This is a genomic window from Bacteroides sp., from assembly GCF_028690125.1.
Lineage (GTDB): Bacteria > Bacteroidota > Bacteroidia > Bacteroidales > Bacteroidaceae > Bacteroides.
This window is the reverse complement of sequence record NZ_JAQVBV010000013.1, coordinates 1-22,592: the sequence shown is the minus strand read 5'-3', so window position 1 is coordinate 22,592 and position 22,592 is coordinate 1. Positions and strand designations below refer to the sequence as shown.

The following is a 22,592-nucleotide window of genomic DNA, read 5'->3' as shown; positions in this document are numbered from 1 at the left end:
CAAATTTATCTGTTTAAAATTCCGGTTTATCTCCTTTCAATGAAGGGCTAGCACCTTCTACATACGGCCAACCATCTTGCCAATTAATGCGATCTAACATCAAAACGCGTCCTGTGGGATTAGCTGTACTAACAGCATGATAAAGCATCCAATCTGCTCCATTGTTATCTGTTACTATCTCAGCGTTATGTCCGGTGCCGACAAATGAATCATTTTTTCCAATCAAAATCTCATGATTGTTCTCTAACATGGGACGACCGCTTTTATCTACATAGGGGCCAAATAGTTTTTCTGAGCGCCCGACTACTGTAGTATAAGTGCTCTTCAGCCCTTCACAACAGCTACCGATGGAAGCAAAGAAATAGTAACAACCATCCCGTTTATGAATATAAGTACCTTCATAGGCAGTACCGGCCACCTTCAAAATCGGAGCATCTTTTTTCAAAGTTAGTCCGTCTTCTGCCAGTTCGGTTCCATATATCCCGCGGAAACTACCCCAAAAAAGATATTTCTTACCATTGTCTTCTATATAAAAGGGATCGATGCAATTCTGTATATTAATCTCATTGCTCCGAAATAGTTTACCATGGTCAATAAAAGGTCCTTCCGGGTGATTAGCAACAGCCACACCAACGCCACAAGTCCATTCTCCACCCCAGACGGACATTGAATAATATAACACATAATGATTTCCTATCTTATTAATATCCGGTGCCCAGATTCCACCTTTGGGTTCGAACGTGGGACGAGTTGCTTTAGTAAAAGCAGTTCCTACAAAGTCCCAGTTTACAAGGTCTTTTGACCGATGAATTGGGACATTTTTGATATCTTCGGTAGCATATAGATAGAAATAGCCGTCATCATCTTTGACAACTGTGGGGTCGGGCAAACTATAATTAATGACCGGATTAGTATATTGTTTTTTATCATTATTCAATTCTCCGGCCGGTACAGTTTGAGAAAATAAAACTGCCGAATAACCTACAGCCATTGAGAAAAAGAGTGATTTAAGCTTCATACAACACTGTTTTTAAAATTTTGGCAAAGATAAGAATTAAAAATGAGACTTAGCACAAAACGAAGTAATAAGGCTGATGAATAGCGGTTTAGGCGAGAGAAAATAGAGTTGAACGTCATCCGAAGCCAACAAAAAGCCAAGTAAGGACAAAGTTACGTTACTATCCCATTACTTTCTTTTGGTTGGCAGATGATTTAATATGGTTTTCAAAGAGCTGATTTACATGGATTTCAAACGCTATTGGCTTACAAATGTAATCGAATTTTCGAGTAAGAAAAATGAGCTTGTGCCGGCCATGTGCCTTATAAGCGTAAACGGCAGACGAGAGAATTGAAAGCCAATACCATACCCTGCAAATACAACTTCAATGGCATTAGGAGGAACACAATCGCCAACCTATGGAAATACAAGCCAAGCACCGTAAGAAGGTGGATATATTAAAACCCACACAAATGGTTTCTAATGATTATATTTTTATCCATAATAGCCCTGCATACTCATTTCCCTTGCCGTGAAGCATTGATACTTATCCTCTTCAAACGGATAGTCCCAGCAACCCAACTGGTGATATATTTCTCCGCCAAAGCCGTGTTTGAACTTATACAGACCGTACATGGGATGCGAGGTGTCGGCATAGGGAGCGATGCCGAACATATCGTACTCGCTACAGCGGTTCATCTTGGCGAGTTGCATGGCCCGCCATTGCAGGACATAGGTAGGCATCAGGTTACGCATCTGCGACGACGAAGCGCCGTAAAGGTAGGTCGCCCGATGGGCGGACAGCACGAGGAACATCGCGGCCAACGGTATATCGTCGAAATAAGCGATCAGCAACTTTACCTGCACCTTCCTGTCCGGACACTCCATTTTCGAGGCTAAAACTGAATGGAAGTAGCTCATGTCGTTCAGGTGAAGCCCGTTTCGTAAGGCAGTTTCCGTATAGAGTTTATACCATACATCCAATGCCTCGATTCCCTCCGAACGCACCTCGACTCCCTTGCGTTGGGCGAGCTTGATATTATAGCGGGTCTTGGGTTTCATGCGAGCGAGGATCATCTCTTCGTCCGGCGTCAGATCAACCACAATCGTATTGGCCGGCAGAATATTGGTGTTGGCTTTGCGCAGGTTCCACTCCGCAGTGCCGTAGTTGAGCTTGAATTCCTGAAACTCCTTGTCGGGAAGACCTACCCAGTTGCCCTCTTCATCGAAATCCTCCTCCTTGCACCAGTGCGACTCCCAGTTCAGGTCATAGCGCAGAGCCACGCAGTGCTTGGGCAGGTAAGAACGCAATGACTCGGAGAGTTCTTCCAGAAAGCGACCGTGATTCTCTTTCGAGGGTTCGATCTCCGGACCGTAAGGAAAATAAGCGATATAATCCTCTTTGTTTAGGTATTGAAAAAACATGATGAAGTCGGCCATCGTATGAGCGTAACCGCCTACGTTGGAATAAATATCGCTGTTGTAGACCGAGAATTCGAACGCCCGGGAATCCATTCCCAAATGTTCCTTTACCTTCGACCAGAACGACGTTTGCTGAACGATCGGCGTGCTGTAAGCATCGACGACCTCTTTGGGTTCGAGTTGCAAGTACATGATTCAAAATTTTGGAGCCTGCAAAGGTAAACAATAAAAGCACACGAGTCAAGGGAATGCCGCTGCGACGGGATATCGCCAGGGAAAATCACTCGTTCGAAGGCTACTCGATACTCGAAATTGTCACATCTTCGAACTCATCCATAGAATCGATCAGCCGTTGGTTGTGATTACCCCGTTTTTACTTTCCTTTCCAGACTCACCTCGAAAATTTCACTTTGTGATGTGCGCCGGTCTTTGAGTTTATAAGAATAGAGTCCGATACAATACTACTTAACCTGACCCACCTCTTCGGCTTCTTCTAACCGAGGCGGGAGCATGGAGTTACACGCTATATCTAATATTTGAGCTTTAAAGTTCTTGTAATCAAGCTCCCATTCCATAAAAACGATAATAGACAAGGATAATAAAAAAAGGAAATTGAACTGACGGATAATCTCCGTTCAGTTCAATTTCATCAAGAAATCCGTATTAAAATCACAAACTTTTATCTTACTTATTCAACGAATTACATATTTTCGTATTAACTTCCTTAATCTTCGGTTCATCAATCTTGATAACTTTACGATCATAAGTCATTAAACCGTTCACCTCCATCTCTACGTCTGTAGTTTGCGTATATACAGCAGCCGAATAGCCACGAGGAATCAATTGATATAACTGATTCGCATATTTCACATACTCATCAGTCACTTCTTTAGAAGAGTTGAACTTAACATATCCCCAATTATGGTTAGGTTCCCACAAATGGCCTTCCAGAGCCAGACCGATACCACCGTATTCTCCCAGTACTGTAGCACGACCTGCGTCATAAAACTTAAGAGTGGGATTCGGATAATGGTGTAAGTCAAGAATATCTCCACATTGGAAGTGATTACCACCACTAGCCGGATTTACTAAACGAGAAGGATCATGTTTCTTTGTCCATGCAGTAATTTCTTCTGTCTTGAACTGTCCCCAGCGTTCATTAAACGGAACCCAAACACCAATACAAGGATAATTGTAAAGGTAATCCATTATTTCTTTCCATTCTTTGCGATAACATGCTTCTGATTCTTCCGTACGTTTCAGTTCGTTGCCTGTAAAGTAGTTATACATCTGCCATTCCGGTTCTTTATCACCGCTGGGCATATCCTGCCATACAATGATACCGAGTTTGTCGCAATGAGTATACCAACGTGCCGGTTCTACTTTCACATGCTTACGGATCATGTTATAACCGAAATCCTTTGTTTTCTGTATGTCGTAAACCAAAGCCTCATCTGTAGGTGCTGTGTATAATCCATCGGGCCACCAACCTTGATCCAATGGGCCAAACTGGAATACATCCTTATTATTTAACTGCAAACGAACAATCCCATTCTCGTCCTGACGAGTAGAATATTTACGCATAGCAGTATAGCTGTTTACTTTATCCGTCACTTTGCCTCCACAAGTCAAAGCAACTTCCATTGAATAAAGGAAAGGAGAATCAGGATTCCATAATTTCGCATCCTCAGGCATTTGAATATCAATTGTCTGACCGTTTAATCCTTTACCAACAGCTACTAATTGCTTACCATCAAACACTTTTACTTCAACAAATTCAGAAGATGGATTTACACTGCTGGTAGCTACATCTACCATAAGTTTTTTACGATCAATATCTGAAGCTGTACGAATATCTGTGATATGGCATTCTTCTACAGGTTCCAACCATACTGTCTGCCAGATACCTGTTACAGCTGTATACCAAATTCCTTCGGGTTTAGTAACTTGTTTACCGCGTGGTTGAGGTCCATCACTTGTCGGGTCCCAAACTTTCACAACAAGTTTGTTATCACCTTTTGCATTTAATGCTGGAGTAATATCTAAAGAGAAAGGAGTAAAGCCACCTGTGTGCTGTCCCACTTTTATGTCGTTTACCCAAACATCAGCCTTCCAATCAACAGCTCCGAAGTTAAGCATTACCCTTTTGCCTTTCCATGCACCCGGAACATCAAATGTCCGCTGATACCAGAGTTCATTATTCGGACCTACGGTTTTCCCTACTCCTGACAAGCTTGACTCTACTGCAAAAGGTACCAGAATTTGGCCTTCAAATGAAGTTGGTGTTTTACCTTTCTCAATAATTGCATATTCCCACAAACCATTCAGGTTTTTCCAATCATTACGTTCCATAATAGGACGGGGATACTCAGGTAAAACGTTCTCCGGATTGATTTCTTCCGCCCATTCTGTTTTAATTTTGTCACCTGCCGGTTTCCATTGCGCAGATGCTGCGGTAGAAAGTAAGGCAACAACACACGCTGCTAAGATACTTTTTTTCACTGTTTTAATTTAATAGTATGTTAATAATATGATATAATGTTCTCCCTTGACAAGTGATATGCACTTGTCAAATATTATAAAAAGTATATAAATATAACCTATTTCTTGACAGGAGTACCTGACGGCTTCGGCAACGGAACCCCCACAGGAACCGGCTTACCTAAATCCGGCATACCATTTGCATCCCATCCTATCTTTTGCAACCTCGTATTACGACTTTCCGGTTCGCCTGTAACCGAATTCGGCATACTTCGTGCATGATACAACAAATATATTTCAGTTCCGTCCGGTGAAGGAATAAATGAAAAACTACCCGGCCCGTAAATACGTTCTTTTGGCTCTTGCTGGAAGACCGGGACCTCTGATTTCTTCCATGAAGCAGGGTCTAATAAATCACTGTCTGCATCAGCTGTCAGCATACCTGTACAATAAAAAGGCGACCAACACCCACTAGCTGCATAGTATACAATCAACTTCTTGTTATCTTTCGAATGGAAGAACTGCGGAGCCTCATTCACATAAATAGGATAGGCTGTCCTACTACCGTCAGGATTCACCCATTGCCGTTCCCATTCATATTCCGGTCGCGAAATCAATACTCTCTCCGAATCGAGTGTCCACGGATCTTTCATCCGGGCAATGTAAATACATTGGGTTTCTGTATTAATTCTCCGGCTGGGCCAACCCGACCACAACAAATAAAGTTCTCCTTTATGCTCGAAAGTAGCAGGATGAATTCCCCAATTCCATCCAGAGTTTGTGACGATAGGTCCTCTCAACTGAAACTCCCCTTCCATAGGATCGGGAGAGTCATTTTCAACTACATAAAGTTGATGATTATCCGTATTTCCATCGTCAGCAGCAAAATAAATATACCATTTACCATTGATCAATCGAATTTCAGGGTCCCAAAGATGCCTACTATTCAAAGGATCTTTAGGAATCCACACCTTTTTGGATTTAGCATGAGCCAGATCTGTAATATCTGTAGTTTTCCACAGCACAATGTCTGATTCTGTTTCATGTGTATAATAATACTGCCCATTATGAAAAATGGCACTAGCATCAGAGCCTCCTTCTGCCAATAGCGGATTTGTATAAGTAGTATCTCTTGCTATAACATCTTGTTTCCCCGTGTTTTTGGGATTACATGACACTAACAGGACCAGAGACAACAACAAACTTAATTTCGTTTTCATAGTTTTCATAACTTCATTCATTTTAAGAAAATACAAAGAAAATGATTTTCAGATCATAGTCCGCCATATTTCTCTTAAATAGTTTTGAATTCATGGATATTATAATACGAATCCCGACTAATTCATATTGCAAAAATCGGAATAACATTAGAAAACATACAAAAATAACTATTCAATAAAGGACAAAAACTGACCATAAATGAAAAAAGATCCTTTCTTTTCCTTTTAACACGGGAATTACGAATAGAATTTGTCTTTTATTGAACAAAAAATAGCCTGCAATTTTCCTTTATTTTCTTTTCTTTGTAATATTCCTTAAAATATCCATTATGAATAAATATTATTTTCATCTCGGTATTATTCTACTCTGTTTATGTACCATCGGACATTCCCGGGGACAAGCTCAAACAGCAAACACCACAGATACAGGCTACGAACTTTGGTTAAACTACAAATCAGTTCACAACCTTGGTTTAAAACAGTCGTATATCCAATATTACAGTCAAGTAAATTTGCCCCGTTGCAAATATGATGAAGTAATAGCAGAAGAATTAAAACGTAGTTTAAAAGCAACGTTGGGAATAACCCCTGAATTCATCAATAATGCCAAAGCAAGTATTCAAATGAATTATTGTAAAGACAAAAGCCTGGGTAAGGAAGGGTATCTTATTCGCAACAACAACAATCAGATTATATTGCAAGCTTACTCAGATGCAGGTTTTCTTTACGGAACATTCCATCTGATCCGCCTTATTCAATGTGAGTATCCTCTGGAACGACTGAATATCAGAGAAGTGCCGGCATTGGAGTTTCGCCAGCTTAACCATTGGGACGATCTGAATGGAAATATAGAACGAGGATATGCCGGAAAAACATTATGGCAATGGAACGAACTGCCGGAAAAACTGGATAAGAGATATACAGATTACGCGCGTGCGAATGCTTCCATAGGTATCAATGGAGTAGTATTAAACAATGTCAATGCCGATCCTCGTATTTTACGACGTGAATATCTGAAAAAGGTTTCCGCTCTGGCACATATTTTACGCAAATACAATATACGTATCTATCTCGCCGCCAATTTTGCGGCTCCGATGAAACCTTCATCAACACCCGAAGTAATGAAGAGATGGGGAGGTGCAGGTACTCTCGATACGGCTAATCCGCTTGACCCTCAAGTACAGAAATGGTGGAATACTAAAGTGGATGAAATTTATTCACTCATCCCCGACTTTGGAGGATTTCTCGTTAAAGCAAACTCAGAAGGTATGCCCGGGCCACAAGATTATCATTGTACACACGCAGAAGGAGCTAATGTATTGGCACGTGCATTAAAGCCGCATGGAGGTATTGTGATATGGAGAACTTTTGTATATAACCCTCAAATAGATAATGACCGTATCAAGCGCTCATATAAAGAATTTCTCCCACTTGACGGAAAATTTGATTCCAATGTGGTACTGCAAGCTAAAAACGGAGCATTGGATTTTCAACCCGGTGAACCTGCCCAACCTCTATTCGGAGCAATGAAGCAAACTCCATTAATGCCTGAATTACAGATTACCCAAGAATATATCGGGCAATCTACTTACCTGGTATACCTGGCTCCGATGTGGAAAGAATTTCTCAATTTTGATACCTATTGCAAAGGTTCCGGTAGCAACATTCACAAAATAATTACAGGCAAGATTTATCCCCTCCGATACCGGGCTATGGCAGGAGTAGCTAATACCGGCGATTCAAGCAACTGGACAGGTCATCATTTTGCACAGGCAAATTGGTTTGCATTCGGACGTTTAGCCTGGGATCCGAGAGAAACAACCGAAAAGATTACCTCTGAATGGATTAAATCGACATGGAATTGTGACAAACCAACAGAAAAGGTGATAAAACAGATGATGATGCCAACATGGGATAACTTTGTCCGCAGCCATTCACCTTTTAGCCTCGGACTAACAACTCAAGTAACTTGTCATTACCAAGCCGGATTTGACATCCGAGCTAACAAGGAATGGAAAATAGATACTAAAGGGATCGGAACCAACCGAACGACTAGCGGCTCTGATTATGTTTCACAATATTTCCCAATCAACAGTACTCATTTCAACGATCTTAAACAATGCCCCGAGTTGTATCTGCTTTGTTTTCATTATGTGCCATGGAATCATCGAATGAAGTCAGGAGATACCCTAGAGAAAGAACTCACAGAAAACCTGAAACAAGGTATAAAACAAGTTGAAGAGAATATACAACTTTGGAAATCAATCCGTTACCAAATTGATTCCAGACGGTTTGATGAGGTTATGAAAAGCCTTTTAAAGGAGCAACAAGATGCAAAAGCCTTTTATGAATCTGCTGACAGATTCTTCTCTATTTATTTGCCTCATCAAGCGCAATAAAAACCGGAATGTGACAGATAGATGATTTACGGACTATATTTAATGAGCTTGGCTAGTAATATCTAGTCATTGCTTAGTAGTGTTTAGCCTTCTCGAGTGCACAAATTAGTTCGTAGAACTATAGTCCTTCGAAGCGACAACTATAGTCTTCCTTTCGTTGGACTATAGTTCTACGAAAGGAAGACTATAGTTCAACGAATTAATATTAGTACACGAAGTGGATAAAGTCTGGCTATCTTCAACTTATTTTATCCGGAACAGCAGATTAATATAAAAAGAATCTGCCGGTGAAATATGAGTTTCTCCCGTGCAGACATTGAATAATATAATAAGGTTCACACACTTGATAGAAGTTGTGAGCTTCGGAGAAGATTGTCACAGCAACGTCTATATAATCATCACTGCACCCAAAGACAAAGAAATTCTTGACATATAATTATCAATCATTGGTGTGATGCTACTTTTTCTGCCCGGGATAAGGCTCTACCATACAACGTTTGGCCCATGCTTCATAGGCCTTCACCATTTCAGTTATCTTTTCCGGATATTTATTAGCAAGATTATATTGCTCACTACGATCCTCATTCAGATTATATAATTCCCATTTTGCATTTTCGCCCGGACGAACAATTTTCCAACCATCATTGGAAAGGAAAGCACGTTCATTGAAATGTTCAAAACCAAGATAATCGTGTCCTTTACGATGACCTGTCTTAAAAACAGGTAATAAACTTTTGCCTTCGAGTGGAATAATCTCATGACCTTTATATTTTTCAGGATAATTTGCATCTGCCAGATCAATGCAAGTAGCCATGATGTCCATCACGTGACCTATTTCAGAAGTCATTCCACCTACATTCTTTTTGATTCCTTTGGGCCAATGTGCAATCATAGGAGTACAAATACCTCCTTCATAAGATTTAGCTTTCCAGAAACGGAAAGGAGTATTGGCTACATTTGCCCAACGTGCTCCTATGGAAGCATATGTTGTTTCCGGTCCAGGAAGTACTTCTTTATTATGCGGATAAACCATCACTTCTCCTTTACGCGTCATATCAGGACGGTCATTTTCACCGGGTGAATAGTTCTGGCAAATTTCATTACTACATCCATTATCGGAAAGGAATAAAATTAATGTGTTATCCAACTGTCCCGTACGTTCTAAGGCATCAATAACCTGACCTATTCCTTGATCCATACGGTCAATCATCGCTGCGTGTACTGCCATGGCACGGGCATCCCACTCTGCTGTAGGATTATTTTCCCACTTATCTTGAAACTGACGATCAGATAAAAAATTATCTATTCCGGGAAATATGCCCAATTGCTTTTGCCGTTCATAGCGAGCAGCACGTATAGATTCCCAACCCACTTTGTAGGTGTCTTTATATTTTTCTATATCTTCGGGTAAAGCATGAAGAGGCCAATGAGGTGCAGTGTAAGCCAGATACATAAAGAATGGTTTATCTTCTTTTGCATATTCGTTCACCTCCTTTACTGCACGATCGGAAAGAGCCTGGGTGATATAATATCCATCGGGTACTTCTTTTATAGGCACTTCTCCTTCTACCAGGCTGAAAGGGTCGAAATAGTCCACTACCCCATAAATAGTTCCATAATGGGTATCAAAGCCCCGGTTCACGGGATAATGGCATAAGTCAGAAAAAGTGTCATGAAAGACATGATGTGCTAACCATTCCCGTTGGTCTTTACGTAACGGAGTCTCTGCAACATGCCACTTACCCACCATACTGGTGGTATATCCTACTTCTTTCAAAACCTCTGCAATGGTTACAGCACCGCGTGAAAGCGTTCCACGATATCCGGGCAAACCTTCATCAAATGTCATACGTCCTATACCCGCCTGATGTTGATAAAGTCCGGTTAATAAAGAAGCACGTGTCGGGCAACTGCGACTAGCGTTATAGAAATGATTAAAACGTACACCTTGTTGCGCTAATTTGTCCAGGTTGGGAGTATGAATCTCACTGCCATAACACCCTAGGTCAGAATAGCCTAAATCATCTGCAAGAATCACCAGAATATTCGGTCGCTTATCAGTCTTTTTACTTTTGTCTTTTGCTACAGAGTTTCCGGTCATTGTCAATACAGCCGGTAGAAGTAATAATTTTGAGTTCATAAATATTAGATATTTAATTCTTTTTTCAATATTACAAATATCGGTATTGAATCTTACAAAATACAAAAAATACTATTCAATAAAGGAAAGAAACTGACCATTATATTCTATCTGCATTGTACCAAAAAAGTTTAAGGGGAAACTTGTTCAGTACAATACACAGAGTAATCCAGAAGTCGTACCCCGCCTGTCGCTACGGGCAACTACGAATACCAACCGAATAATTAGTAAAATACGGTGAAGCAACTAATCCTGAGCTGTTGCATAACAGAACAGGCCAATTTTACAACAATATTGTTTATAGTTCAATAACTGTTTTCAACCGGAATCTGTCAATTAATAAGGCGCGCTGCTCTTCATTTGCAACGAATAGACTGGTAGATAGAATTTCTCCAATGGCTCCATTGGCTGTCACTATAGCCAATTGCCTAAAACCTTCTATCAATTTTCCACTTTGAGGAGAAATTAGATGTTTGCGTTCGGCAGAATCATTTCCTGAAGTTGTGAGACATTCGTCAAATAAAAGCAGAGCATTATCTTTACCGTATGTTTCTGTATTGACCCGCTTTCCAAAATCAACCTTCCAACCTTTACCATTAGGGTGATTTCCCAAAGCGAATACCGAACTGTTTCCCATATTTATCAATGCATTTTTTATTAAATACTTTTCCAATATTTTTCTAATCTGCTCCAAAGCATATCCTTTGAGAAAACCGGATAAATTGATAGTCACACCTTCTTGCCAGAAAAAAACAGATCGATCTTCGGCAGACAATTGCACCGATTGTATAGTATCACGAGTATAATGTTCAGAATGGATAGTGACATCAAAACAGCCTAAAGTCTTCTTATGATATTCCAAACATAAGAAAATCATTTCATAAAGAGTCCGGCTAAGTTTCACGGGACGTAGAGACGCAACCTTATTTACCAGAGCAAGTTCACTAGCGGGATCGTAATAATTAGCAATCTTTTCCAATTGCTGTAATGTATCTTGTATAGCCCCAATCACTAACAACAATTCATCTTCCGAGTTCCGGCACGATAACATAATATCGATACGAGTATGCATAGATGGAAACCAGGCATAAAACAACCCGTCACCATCAGGAGATTGCCTGTAGAGATGTTGAATTGAGGAACACATTTCAATTTTTTTGTAAAAAAGGAGCTATGCTAAAAGTCTATAATCGCTATCTTTTAAACGCAGATAACGCAGATAAACGCGATTCTTTCCTAAAATCCGCGTTCATCTACGTTATCCGCGTCCAAAAATTATATATTGATAGCTTTAATAACTTCTGGCACAGCCTCTTTCATTTACTATTTCAGTTCTTTAATCTTCACATTTTTGAACCAGACTTCATCTCCATGATCTTGCAGAAGAATATTTCCTTCTTCAGGATTTCCGAAATTCGGCCAGTTCTTATATTTACTGTAAGCCACCAATGCATTCCACATATCATTGTTACGATCGTATTCAATCAGCTTAACGCCATTCAACCAGTGTTCTACATGATTACCCTTTACAATAATAGTAGCTGTATTAAATTCTTTCTTATTGAAGTTTTTCTTTGCAGGAGCCGGAATCAGATCATACAATGAACCCAGTTTTCTGTTACCATTAACACCTAGTTTTGCGTCAGGATGTTTGTCGTCATCAAGGATTTGGAATTCGCAGCCAATAGCTGAACCTTCTCCTTTATTCATATCCGGATTAACGAAGTACTTAACTCCACTGTTGGCTCCTTCAGTAATCTTGAAATCTACAGTCAGGATAAAGTTCTTATATTTACGGGTGGTCACTATATCACCGCCATTAGCAGATTCTGCTCCACCACTCTTAATCACTTTCAAAATGCCATTATCAATCTTCCAGCCCTTTTCAGGGAAAGTAGAAAGTTTTGCACCTCTCCAGCCATTAGTAGTCTTGCCATCCCAAAGCAATGCCCATCCATCTTTCGCTTCACGGGGAGAAATAGTATTAATTATTGCATTTGCTTCCGGTGCAACCTGAGATTCCGGAGTTTGGTAACGTTCAACATCTGTTGTACAGATACGAATATCCTTCCAACTTACCGTCTTTCCTTCATCGGCAGCATTACCGATAGCATGTACTTGCAAAGCAATGAATCCTTCAGGAGTCATATCATCCCAAAGATTTGCACAAGGTACGCCATTGATCCAGGTACGGATTGAATTACCGACAGCTTCTATACGAGCTTTGTTCCATGCATTATTTTTAAATGCTGTTTGTGCAGCCGGGTTCTTAGTTAAAGGATATAGCCAGCCTCGGCGTGCTTCATCATAAATACCTCCGGACCATGCACGTTTGGAAGGATCGATTTCGAATTGATAACCATGTACACGTCCTTTTTGGTAATCTTTTGTACTTTCACTACGAAGCTGTACACCAGAGTTCAAACCATCATCTACTTTGAAATCGAATTCGAGGATAAAGTCTCCATACTTCTTGGTCGTAGTAAGGAATGTGTTATCAGTCCCCATCTTAGATATACCGACAATAGCATCATCTACTATTTTATACTCAGCTGTGCCGTTCAGCTTTTTCCATCCTTTCAGGTTCTTACCATTAAAAAGAGGTTCCCAATTCTGTGCTGTCAGAGAAGCGGCGCAGAACAAAAGTAAAGTCAATAAAAAATTCTTTTTCATAATTAGTATTTTCTAATTTGTTAGACATTAGCAGTAGTAGCTAATCTCCGTTGGTACTAAATTTGGTTGTTATTTCAATATTTACAATTTCGTGTGCGCAAACGATATTAAACGAGTTAAACTTTATATTTGTGGCGTCAAAGTTAAGAAAGAAAATTCATTTAAAACACAAGATTCTGACCAACAAAGGAAAAAATCTATTCAAACTAACAATAGAAGAGAAGAAAATATCTATAATTTGATATTTTCTTCTCTTCTATGTTATAAAAAGTAGTTATTTACATTTCCATGATAATTTTCTTTTTAACAGTCTCTTCGCCTGCTTTACATTATATCCCCCTACTCGCAGAAAGGTAGTACCATCTATCTTATCTGCATCTGCTTGAAAGTGGATTTCTTTAGATTCACCCAGTGGAAAATGCAGCGTGGATTGCTCCGTGTGCCAGGCAAAGTTACCCCCATAAGCCAAAATAAGACTGCCCTTTATTCCAAATATAAAAACAACTCTTGCCGGATCAATGCACCCCATAGAACCGGAAGCTGTATTTGGGCAAATAAAATCAGGACATATGTTTAGGCTGTTTGCGCTAAGATCATTAGCTAAGGTTTATGTTGAATTTGGCTTGATCGCAATAGCTCATAGCACCAGAAAGTAAAATCAAAAAAAATCCGGCTAACTTTACATTGTTAGTCGGACTTTTTTATGTTAGATTAATAATTAATATAAATTACCATTCAATAGCTTGATCTTCATCCGGGATCTGAGTATTGATATCACGTGATAATGTCAATGTACCTTTCACATGGTAACGGATTGAGGTACCTTCAACTGGCATATAATTAAAATAATAATCAATATTATTAATAATTACATAGCGATGTTCCAGATAAGGCCTTGCCTCGTCCATTGATGAAGATACACGGAAAGAAGGTGTAACCTCCTTGTTTACTTCAAATCCGATTTTCTCTGCATTTTCACAATAAAGAGTTACGGGCCCATTCTTATCACCGTTAAATGTGAATTTAATCTTATAGTCCTTCCGGTCAGTATAATCTTCATCCACAATTCCTGCATAAGTAAAGATATTCTGCTCATCTACTACATAACCTCTTATCGAGGCTTTTGTGATGGATTCTGCTGTCTCTATTGGATTACCTTTATTATCATATCCTGTAACCACTTTATTAGTCAATCCGGTTCCAGAATAGTCACCCGAATAATCATTGAACGGGAAGATTCTTAATATGGCCTTAGCATAGTCTTTACGCGGATGAGACTGGTAACCATAAGACGGATCGTCTACGATTTGTAACGGAAGCACCCACTTCTCTGACATATCAATATTCCGGAAATCAAATTTAATATCTAATAGCCTTTTATTCTGCCCTGCTGTGATTGGCAAAGTTTCCGAATAAGAAGCATATTTCATTCCTTCCATGCCCATATCCTTGTAATATAACTCCTCACGTGTAGCATAACGAGCATAGTTTAATATACCCAGTGTGTCAGGATCATGTGCTATGTGTATGGTAAGATTTTGTGCATTATCAGTAGAACCACTTACAAGTACCGGCAACTGATAATTAGATCTTCCTTCTCCTCCTTCTGCATAGTTGCCATCTTTGTCATGGCGACTATAAGGTACATAGATATTTGTTACTCCCTTACTATCCAATCGTGAGCTGAAAGAAATGTAGTGCTCGTATTGTTCCTCAGTCCATTCAGAATTGCATGAAGCTCCCAATACAATCATTGCAGCTAAAGCTGCTAAAGTATATATCTTTTTCATATATCTGTCTTAACGTTTAAAATTAATCATACATAGTCCATCCCGGGTTCTGCGTCAGGCGCGAATTTCTTTTCAGCTCCCTATGCATGATCGGCCAAAGCCATAGCTTTTCTGAGAACGTAGACGGGAGATTGTAAATAGGAATTGGAGAATGAAAATCTTCTTTTTTATTAACATTTACAAAAACGTTACAGCCATAGATTTGCGCAGACTCTTCTAAAGGTGCATCTTTCCAACGGCGAAGGTCAAAATAGCGTTTCCCTTCTCCCATTAGTTCGATCATTCGCTCACGCTTTAAAGCCTTACGTAATTCTTCTTTACTTGCGTATTGAGCATCAGTGTAATCAGGGAGACCGGCGCGTATACGTACTGGATGTACACCAGATTCTATTTCATTTTTGTTGCGGCTGATTGTATAAGTCTCCGATTCATTCCAGGAAGGTATATTGTAAGTACCATCTAATTCATTTAATGCTTCTGCATAAAGCAGTAAGATATCAGCGTAGCGAATAGCCGTTTCTGCTTTTGCTACAAATTTACCTGGATAATCGTTTGGATGAATGAATTTTTTAATACCAATACCCGTACGTAAATAGAAACCGTCATTACGATAACCATCAGAACTTCCGAAGTAGTACCATACTTGTTGATTAATATCAGCAGGTTTACTTTGAGTTTGACTCAAATAATACCATGTGCAACCATTGTAAGCAACAGAAGCATAGAACCGTGGCTCACGTTTTACGTATTGTAAGGAGACATTCATACCAATTGGTGATTGTTTGTCATCAGCATTATTCGCATCATATTTCCAGCCTAATTCAGGATATTTGCCATTTTTGAGATCTTCTATCCCAGTAAACCCTGTTTTACGTGTATGTACATCCACACGACCTTCATAGCCAGCAATATTTTGGTACATAGAGTTCATTCCTGGAGTGTTACTTCCATCATTCATATAATAGGCATCCAGCATTTTCTGAGTCATACCGTGGCAATTCCAACCTCCATCATCTTTTGGCATTTGATGTTGTACCATTCCATTGATATCTGTATCACCGCGCGTAAAGATTAATTCTTGATTATTAGCAGGTAGTAAGGTTCCATCAAATATATAACGGTAAGATTTAACTGGATCAATATTTGCCCAACCATCTGGCCAATCTTTTGTCGAAAACTCACCATCAGCTGGTGGAGTAATAGTAGGACGATCAGAAGGACCGTTATCTGTTGTAGATTTATTAACATGAACTAAATCATAAACGCCCAATTTAATGACGTCGCGGCAAGCTGCTGCTGCTTTGGCCCATTTTTCTTCACTGTATTCCAATGATAGTAACGGACGATTTTGATCGTCTACCAATTGTTTCGCATATTCACTATTATTTCCATTGGCAAAAGGGCTAGCTGCAAAGATCAAAGCATAAGCACGAGTTGCCAATGCGGCTCCCCGAGTGGGGCGAGCTACGTTGTAGTTATCCACACGACGATCATACTTTAATTCTTTAGCAGCTTGTATCATTTCGTCACTGATATATTGAGCTACCTCTTCATATGAACTCCGGGGAGTCGCAATCTGTTCGTAGCTTTCTGTATAATCTACACCTTCATCAGGCATAATGGGTACAGGTCCGTAACGGCGTAATAGCAGCCAATAGTAATAAGCACGTATAAAACGCGCCTGCCCTTTATAGTCTTCTATTTCCCAATCTGCCATTTCTTTACATCGATAAACATTATGAATAAATACAGATGCTTGGTAAATACCTTTATAACAGGCTCCCCATGCGCCAACGTTATAAGAGTTCTCATCATATTCACCTAATTTAAACATATTGTATGATAACTCATTTTTAGTGCCATCAATCGCTTTATCACGGTCTCCATAATACATATCGTCTGCAAAACAGAAGGAATTATTGCCCGGATTCTTAGTTGTCACTTCCATATTTTCGCCTTTTACGAATGAAAAGGCATAAGCTAACCACTCTTCCACATGATCTTTACTTTCAAAAGTCTTTTCTAATGTCAGGCGGTCTTTGAAATACTTCTCCGAATTTAGGTAATCAGAGCAGGATGAAAAAGCTCCCATTCCCAATACGGCTAATAATAATATAGATATTTTCTTTATCATAATTTCAGATTGTATTTTATAAGTTAACGGTTACACCCATAGTAAATGATTTCGTCAAAGGATAATCCTCACCACGTGGATTGGTAGATTCCGGATCCCATGTTTTAAAGTCTGACCAAGTAATCAGGTTTGCTCCCGCAATATAGAAACGAATATTATTGAAGTGTATCTTGTTTACTAAGTTTTTAGGTAATGTATAACCAATATCCAAATTTTTTAGTCGGATGTATCGACCGTCACGCATCCAATAAGTGGAGGTCTGTTGATTATTTCTATTTTCTCCATAAGTTAAACGAGGATAAGATGCATTTGGGTTTTCATTGGCTTGAAGTCCTAGTTTCTCAGCTGTGTCTGCATCCACCCATCGATCCTGTATCATGTCTTTGAATATATTACCCCAGTCGCTTTCACTGAACGCATATACACATTTACCATAGATTGGAAAAGTAGATTTGCCAACTCCTTGGAAGAGGATATTAATGTCGAAGCCTTTCCATGCGAAAGAAGCGCCTATACCATAACCTAAGTTCGGTCTAGTTGTAGCACCGATAGCTACCCTGTCCTGATCATTAACAATTCCGTCACCATTGACATCTTTATATTTGATATCACCTGGCTGTACTGTACCCCAGTCTTGTTTTGGACTGGTACGGATGTCATCATAATCAGCGAACAATCCTTCTGCTATCAATCCTTTTACCTGATTTACGCGATAACCTTTTTCATACAAGTATGAGTAAACCTGATTCTCCTCGTCTTTCTCTATCACTTCATTTTTGCTATAAGTAATATTACCACGAAGTGTCATATTCACATCTCCTAGTTTCTGTTTGAAAGCAAAATTACCGTCAAATCCACGTGTTTTTACTTGCCCTACGTTTGCCTTCGGCTGACTTTCCAAACCTACAATATCTGGTAAGAAAGCACGTGACATGAAAATACCTGTACGATTTTCATAAAAATAATCGACTGTTGCAGTAAACTTATCATCAAATAAGGATAAGTCTACACCCAAATCATCTTTTGTCGCAACTTCCCAAGTTATACCAGTAGAAGCCATTTGTGTATAATGGGTACCAGAATATGATCTTCCATAATCACCAAATCCCCAATTATATCCACCTGCACCAGTTCCTATAGTATATAGATATGGAAAACGATTCCATTCCCCAAGATTATCATTACCTACTTTACCATGTGAATAACGTATCTTAAACATATTCATCCATTTGAGATTCTTCTTGACAAACGATTCTTCAGCAACATTCCAAGCAAAAGAAAATGCTGGGAAAAAGCCATATTGGTGTCCTGGAGCAAAGTTCTCTGAGCCTGTATAACCAAAGTTGAAATCTACGAAGTAACGGTAATTCCAGTTATAAGTTGCCCGTCCTGCCAAACCTTGATTTCGTTTCGCCACACCATTCTTAATATCCGATCCAATATCCACTGTACGCTTCTCAGCATCCTGTGTATAACGGAGTGTAAGCCCTGTATGATGATTACCGAAACCACGTTCCCAACCTAATAGAAGGTCAACAAATTCCCGGCGTCTACCAGAACTACCACTAGACTGTTGCATATCATATGCAGAGAACATTTTATCAAAGATTATTTCTCCGGTTGCTTGATCACGTCCATTTGCTTTGTACAAATCCGGCAATCGGAAGCGATTAATCCAGTTACTATTGTCTGTGTCGAATCCGAAGCGACCTACAAATTTCAACCCCTTAGTAATAAAATCGAAATTCTGTTCCAATGTAATATTAGTCTGTACATTGTTATCCCAGTTCTCTTTGTATCCACTTTGTGTTGATGCCACCCACGGGTTAAGTTTATTCACATTGTCGCGGTGAGAAATAGGAGTATATCCATTAGAGTAGTATACTGGTGAAGCAATAGAGTTGTATCCAAAAAGCATTCCCCATAAATTGTCATCTCCCAATCCTGGGCTATTACGTTTAGCTAGCGAACCGGCTACCCCCAATTTCAACAAAGTGGTTTTCGTGATATCTATATCTATATTCATTCGATAATTCCAACGCTTGTAATTGGCGTTTGTATCGTAATCTTTCCGTAGAGTTTCATCGGTTTTGTACATACCTTGGTCTTCCGTATAACTAGCAGAGACATAGTAGCGAGCAGTATTACCACCACCACTCATATTTAAATTAGCCCGATAGCGCCAAGCTCCATCCTTCAGAATAAGATCTTTCCAGTCTACAACTGGATAGAAGTCTGGGTCCATTTGTGTACGGAATAGTTCTAATTCTTCAGGTTGGTAAGCTACTCCCTTATTACGAGTTACCAAAGCTTCGTTCATTAAACTGGCATATGTAAGACCGTCTACAAATTCCGGAGTGATGGTACGCGTATCATAAGAGGTTTCTACTTTAGCATCAATATTGATCTTACCGGCTTTACCACGTTTGGTCGTAATCAATACTACGCCATTTGCACCTTTAGAGCCGTAAATAGCTGTAGCCGATGCATCTTTCAATACAGTAAATGATTCAATGTCTTCAATGTTAAGTTCGTCCAAACTGGCACGTTCGAATCCGTCCACCAGAATGTAAGCGCTTGAGCTAGCACCAAACGTGGAAATACCACGAATCCAGAATTCTGAAGTGCTTTTTCCTGGTTGCCCAGAAGTCTGTTGAGTGATAATACCCGGTACAGTACCTGCCAATGCATTTGACAGGCTAGAAGTAGAGTAACGTTTCAACTCTTCTACATTTACGTTAGTTACGGCTCCTGTTACAGTGAGTTTCTTTTGTGTACCCATACCTGTAACAACAACTTCATCCAATTCACTGGCTGCTGCTTCCTTCATCGTTACATTGACAACTTGTTGCTCTTTTACGAGTACATCTACATCTTCATATCCGATATAAGTAAACAGAAGTCGATGATAAGGCTCCATCTTGATGGAAAATTTACCATTGATGTCCGTAATGGTTCCCAAACCAGCTACATCTCTTACAGTAATGTTAACACCGATCATTGGCTCGCCTTGAGTGTCCTTGACCGTACCACTCACAGTCATTGTTTGCTGTGCCAGTACCATTAGCGGAACAATTAACAGCAACAAAAAGATGGCTAAATATTTTTTCATAATCTAAATAGTGTGTTTATTCGTTAGACTCTTCTGTTGATTCATCTTCTATCGTTACTTCTTTCTCCATCGAAATAGTACGAATGGTATGTCCTACTTGGTCGTGAACGTAGAATATCTCACTTTCGCTATCGTAAACGAGTCCGGTTACATCACGGAAACGAGCTACTTCACGTAGATCACCGTCGTCAGTTCCCCATTGATTCCCATCAGCTAAAGCTGTTGATGCCCCTCTTCCAGCATAAGTTGAAACAATACCTTCTGGAGTTACTTTACGAACACAGAAATTTCCTCTGTCTACAAAGTAAAAATCATAATCGTCATCTCCACCAGCATAATCGGAATTCCGCACAAATACACCTTGGCAAGGATTTGTCATACGGGATTCAGTCCCTACATCATCTTTATAACCAGCAACTTTATAGCCTCCTACAAAGTTATATGGAGTGATAAATTCCTTTTTTATCTCATCATAATCAGAACGCATAAAGTAGTGATTATTGATGACCCCGAAATAAGCATATTTACCAGTAGGATGAATAAAAATTTGAAATTCCCAACTTGGATCGGCAATAGTGAATAGTTTTTTGAAAGTATCTGGATGTTTTTTTACAATAGGATCCCATTCTTTACCACTTTTGACAGTCTTAAAATAATCGGCTAAATCCAAACGATACACCTGACCATTTTCATAACTGTTAAAATATAATTCTCCGTTAATAGGATGAATGCTGGCACCATTACATTGTTTATAAGCTGCTACTAATTGGATGTTAGAGTTATCATTGAATGTTCCATCTGCATTCCGTTTAATAAGAAATACACTAGCACTTTCGTCTCCTTTACCATCAAAGTCTACAGCTACAATCATATATTCTGCTTCATCAGCATATCCTTCTATTTTTTTATTAAAGTCAAGGCTACGAATACGCCCTGTAGGAATATCAGTAAGATTACTTAAAGGAGAAGAGAGATATCTTTTCTCCAAATCTATCAATTGTATAGCCTTGTGACCATCATAACAGATATAGATGTGATTCTTATTCAAGGGATCAATCGCCATTCGACCAGCATCGCTAAAGCCACAGCACTTCACACCTTCTGGTCCATCAAACGGACCATCTCTCCAACCTTGGTCGTCACGATTATTGCGGTAACCACAAAGTGTCGCCACAACCATCTTCTTCTGATAGTCAAATGCAGTACTTGCAGTAGTAGTTACTGCATTTTCTCCTTCACCTACAGTAATCTGGATTTCTCCATTGAAAGCCCCTGAAGGAACGAAGCAGTATACATAGGTATTTTTAACGTTAATAACAACAGCCTGTTTACCACCGATTGTTACTTTCACATTCGAAACGTCTGTACCAAAGTTCTCTCCTGAGATCAATAACTTTTGGTAAGCACCTCCCTCCTTTGGAGTGAAATCTGAAATTACTACAGGCTTTGAAGGATCAAAAACTCCTCCTCCAGTATTATCATCATCTTTGCAACTATAAATGCAAATCGTGAATAATGCCAGTAGTACCCACTGCCATTCTTTCAATACTTTTTTCATTTTACATTTCATGTTTTCCATTTTAGTTAATAATATATTGTATTGCTAATCAAAAATCTTATTGCATTTTATCCATTAATACCTGCATCCAATACCCCCCAATCACTGATCGAGCCTTAAAACCAACCCATTCACCACTATCCGTATGATGCCAGTCACTGATAGGCACACGAGATTCAGTCTCATTGATATATTTATAAAGAGGATCAATAAACTTCTCAAAAGTACTCCTGTCCGGGGCCATAGCCGCCGTCCAAATAACCCAGTCGGATTTAGTGTATTCTTTACGGGAATCAAGCGGTAGTCCATAAGGGTTTTGCTTGGTCAGATAATACTTGATTTCTTTGTCGATGACATTATTGGGGAATAAGTTCAGGTTCCACATCTTGTCCCAAACCATATTATATTTCTGGCTCCATGTATTCTCACGGTCGAAAGCCAACCGGTAATGGTCGCCCTCATTCGCCATGGCTTCCCATTTCACTGCCATGTTTTTAGCGATACCGGCATATTGATCGGCAACATCATTCAAACCGAGCATGCGTGCCATCTCACTGTAGCCGGCAACACCCATAATCGCTTTTATTGATAAGTTGGCATTATGTGCCCAATGCCCTGCAAAGTCGTCAGTGCAAAGTTGGTTCTCAGGGTCCTGTCCATACCGCA

At 39.6% G+C, this 22,592-nt stretch carries 15 protein-coding genes; 2 read left to right on the top strand and 13 right to left on the bottom strand.

What is annotated here, in order from left to right; all coding sequences use genetic code 11:
• Nucleotides 1–13: 13 nt before the first annotated feature.
• The 4 genes from PHO71_RS10455 to PHO71_RS10440 form a co-directional block, all read right to left on the bottom strand.
• Nucleotides 14–1,018 (bottom strand): family 43 glycosylhydrolase, encoded by a 1,005-nt coding sequence (locus PHO71_RS10455; RefSeq protein WP_300202766.1) that lies wholly within the window; start codon nt 1,016–1,018, stop codon nt 14–16.
• Between the two features lie 474 nt (nt 1,019–1,492).
• Entirely contained in the window at nt 1,493–2,611 is a 1,119-nt protein-coding gene (locus PHO71_RS10450; protein ID WP_300202763.1) for a peptidoglycan bridge formation glycyltransferase FemA/FemB family protein, read from the bottom strand.
• A gap of 492 nt (nt 2,612–3,103) precedes the next feature.
• A complete protein-coding gene (locus PHO71_RS10445) occupies nt 3,104–4,921 on the bottom strand; it encodes a glycoside hydrolase family 2 protein (RefSeq protein WP_300202761.1) in 1,818 nt (605 codons plus the stop codon).
• A 98-nt stretch (nt 4,922–5,019) separates the two neighbouring features.
• Complete coding sequence (locus PHO71_RS10440; protein ID WP_300202759.1) at nt 5,020–6,120, bottom strand: glycoside hydrolase family 43 protein; 1,101 nt, start codon at nt 6,118–6,120, stop codon at nt 5,020–5,022.
• A gap of 329 nt (nt 6,121–6,449) precedes the next feature.
• Here PHO71_RS10440 and PHO71_RS10435 point away from each other — a divergent pair, with 329 nt between their 5' ends.
• Nucleotides 6,450–8,519: an alpha-glucuronidase family glycosyl hydrolase gene (locus tag PHO71_RS10435; protein WP_300202755.1), complete on the top strand. Its 2,070-nt coding sequence runs from the start codon at nt 6,450–6,452 to the stop codon at nt 8,517–8,519.
• A gap of 457 nt (nt 8,520–8,976) precedes the next feature.
• Here PHO71_RS10435 and PHO71_RS10430 read toward each other — a convergent pair whose 3' ends face one another.
• The 4 genes from PHO71_RS10430 to PHO71_RS10415 form a co-directional block, all read right to left on the bottom strand.
• Nucleotides 8,977–10,659 (bottom strand): arylsulfatase, encoded by a 1,683-nt coding sequence (locus PHO71_RS10430; RefSeq protein WP_300202752.1) that lies wholly within the window; start codon nt 10,657–10,659, stop codon nt 8,977–8,979.
• A 298-nt stretch (nt 10,660–10,957) separates the two neighbouring features.
• Nucleotides 10,958–11,806: an FAD:protein FMN transferase gene (locus PHO71_RS10425; RefSeq protein ID WP_300202749.1), complete on the bottom strand. Its 849-nt coding sequence runs from the start codon at nt 11,804–11,806 to the stop codon at nt 10,958–10,960.
• 176 nt (nt 11,807–11,982) lie between these two features.
• Nucleotides 11,983–13,332, bottom strand: a complete 1,350-nt coding sequence (locus tag PHO71_RS10420) for a DUF1080 domain-containing protein (protein ID WP_300202746.1) — start codon at nt 13,330–13,332, stop codon at nt 11,983–11,985.
• Between the two features lie 274 nt (nt 13,333–13,606).
• Nucleotides 13,607–13,861 (bottom strand): hypothetical protein, encoded by a 255-nt coding sequence (locus PHO71_RS10415; RefSeq protein WP_300202743.1) that lies wholly within the window; start codon nt 13,859–13,861, stop codon nt 13,607–13,609.
• On the opposite strand from PHO71_RS10415, the gene PHO71_RS26195 reads away from it, so the two are divergent.
• Nucleotides 13,851–13,988 carry a transposase gene (locus tag PHO71_RS26195; RefSeq protein WP_367279894.1) on the top strand — a complete coding sequence of 46 codons (138 nt, stop codon included), beginning with the start codon at nt 13,851–13,853 and terminating at the stop codon, nt 13,986–13,988. The two genes, PHO71_RS10415 and PHO71_RS26195, sit on opposite strands and share 11 nt — an antisense overlap.
• 72 nt (nt 13,989–14,060) lie before the next feature.
• Here the strand turns inward: PHO71_RS26195 and PHO71_RS10410 are convergent, their stop codons facing one another.
• The 5 genes from PHO71_RS10410 to PHO71_RS10390 all read right to left on the bottom strand — a co-directional run.
• Nucleotides 14,061–15,122, bottom strand: a complete 1,062-nt coding sequence (locus tag PHO71_RS10410) for a DUF4973 domain-containing protein (RefSeq protein ID WP_300202741.1) — start codon at nt 15,120–15,122, stop codon at nt 14,061–14,063.
• A gap of 22 nt (nt 15,123–15,144) precedes the next feature.
• On the bottom strand, nt 15,145–17,256 hold the full coding sequence (locus tag PHO71_RS10405; protein WP_300202739.1) for a RagB/SusD family nutrient uptake outer membrane protein: 2,112 nt from the start codon (nt 17,254–17,256) through the stop codon (nt 15,145–15,147).
• Between the two features lie 16 nt (nt 17,257–17,272).
• On the bottom strand, nt 17,273–20,368 hold the full coding sequence (locus PHO71_RS10400; RefSeq protein ID WP_300202737.1) for a TonB-dependent receptor: 3,096 nt from the start codon (nt 20,366–20,368) through the stop codon (nt 17,273–17,275).
• A gap of 16 nt (nt 20,369–20,384) precedes the next feature.
• Complete coding sequence (locus tag PHO71_RS10395; RefSeq protein ID WP_300202735.1) at nt 20,385–21,926, bottom strand: IPT/TIG domain-containing protein; 1,542 nt, start codon at nt 21,924–21,926, stop codon at nt 20,385–20,387.
• Between the two features lie 58 nt (nt 21,927–21,984).
• The coding region (locus PHO71_RS10390; protein ID WP_300202733.1) for a DUF1793 domain-containing protein at nt 21,985–22,592 on the bottom strand (608 nt) is incomplete at its 5' end.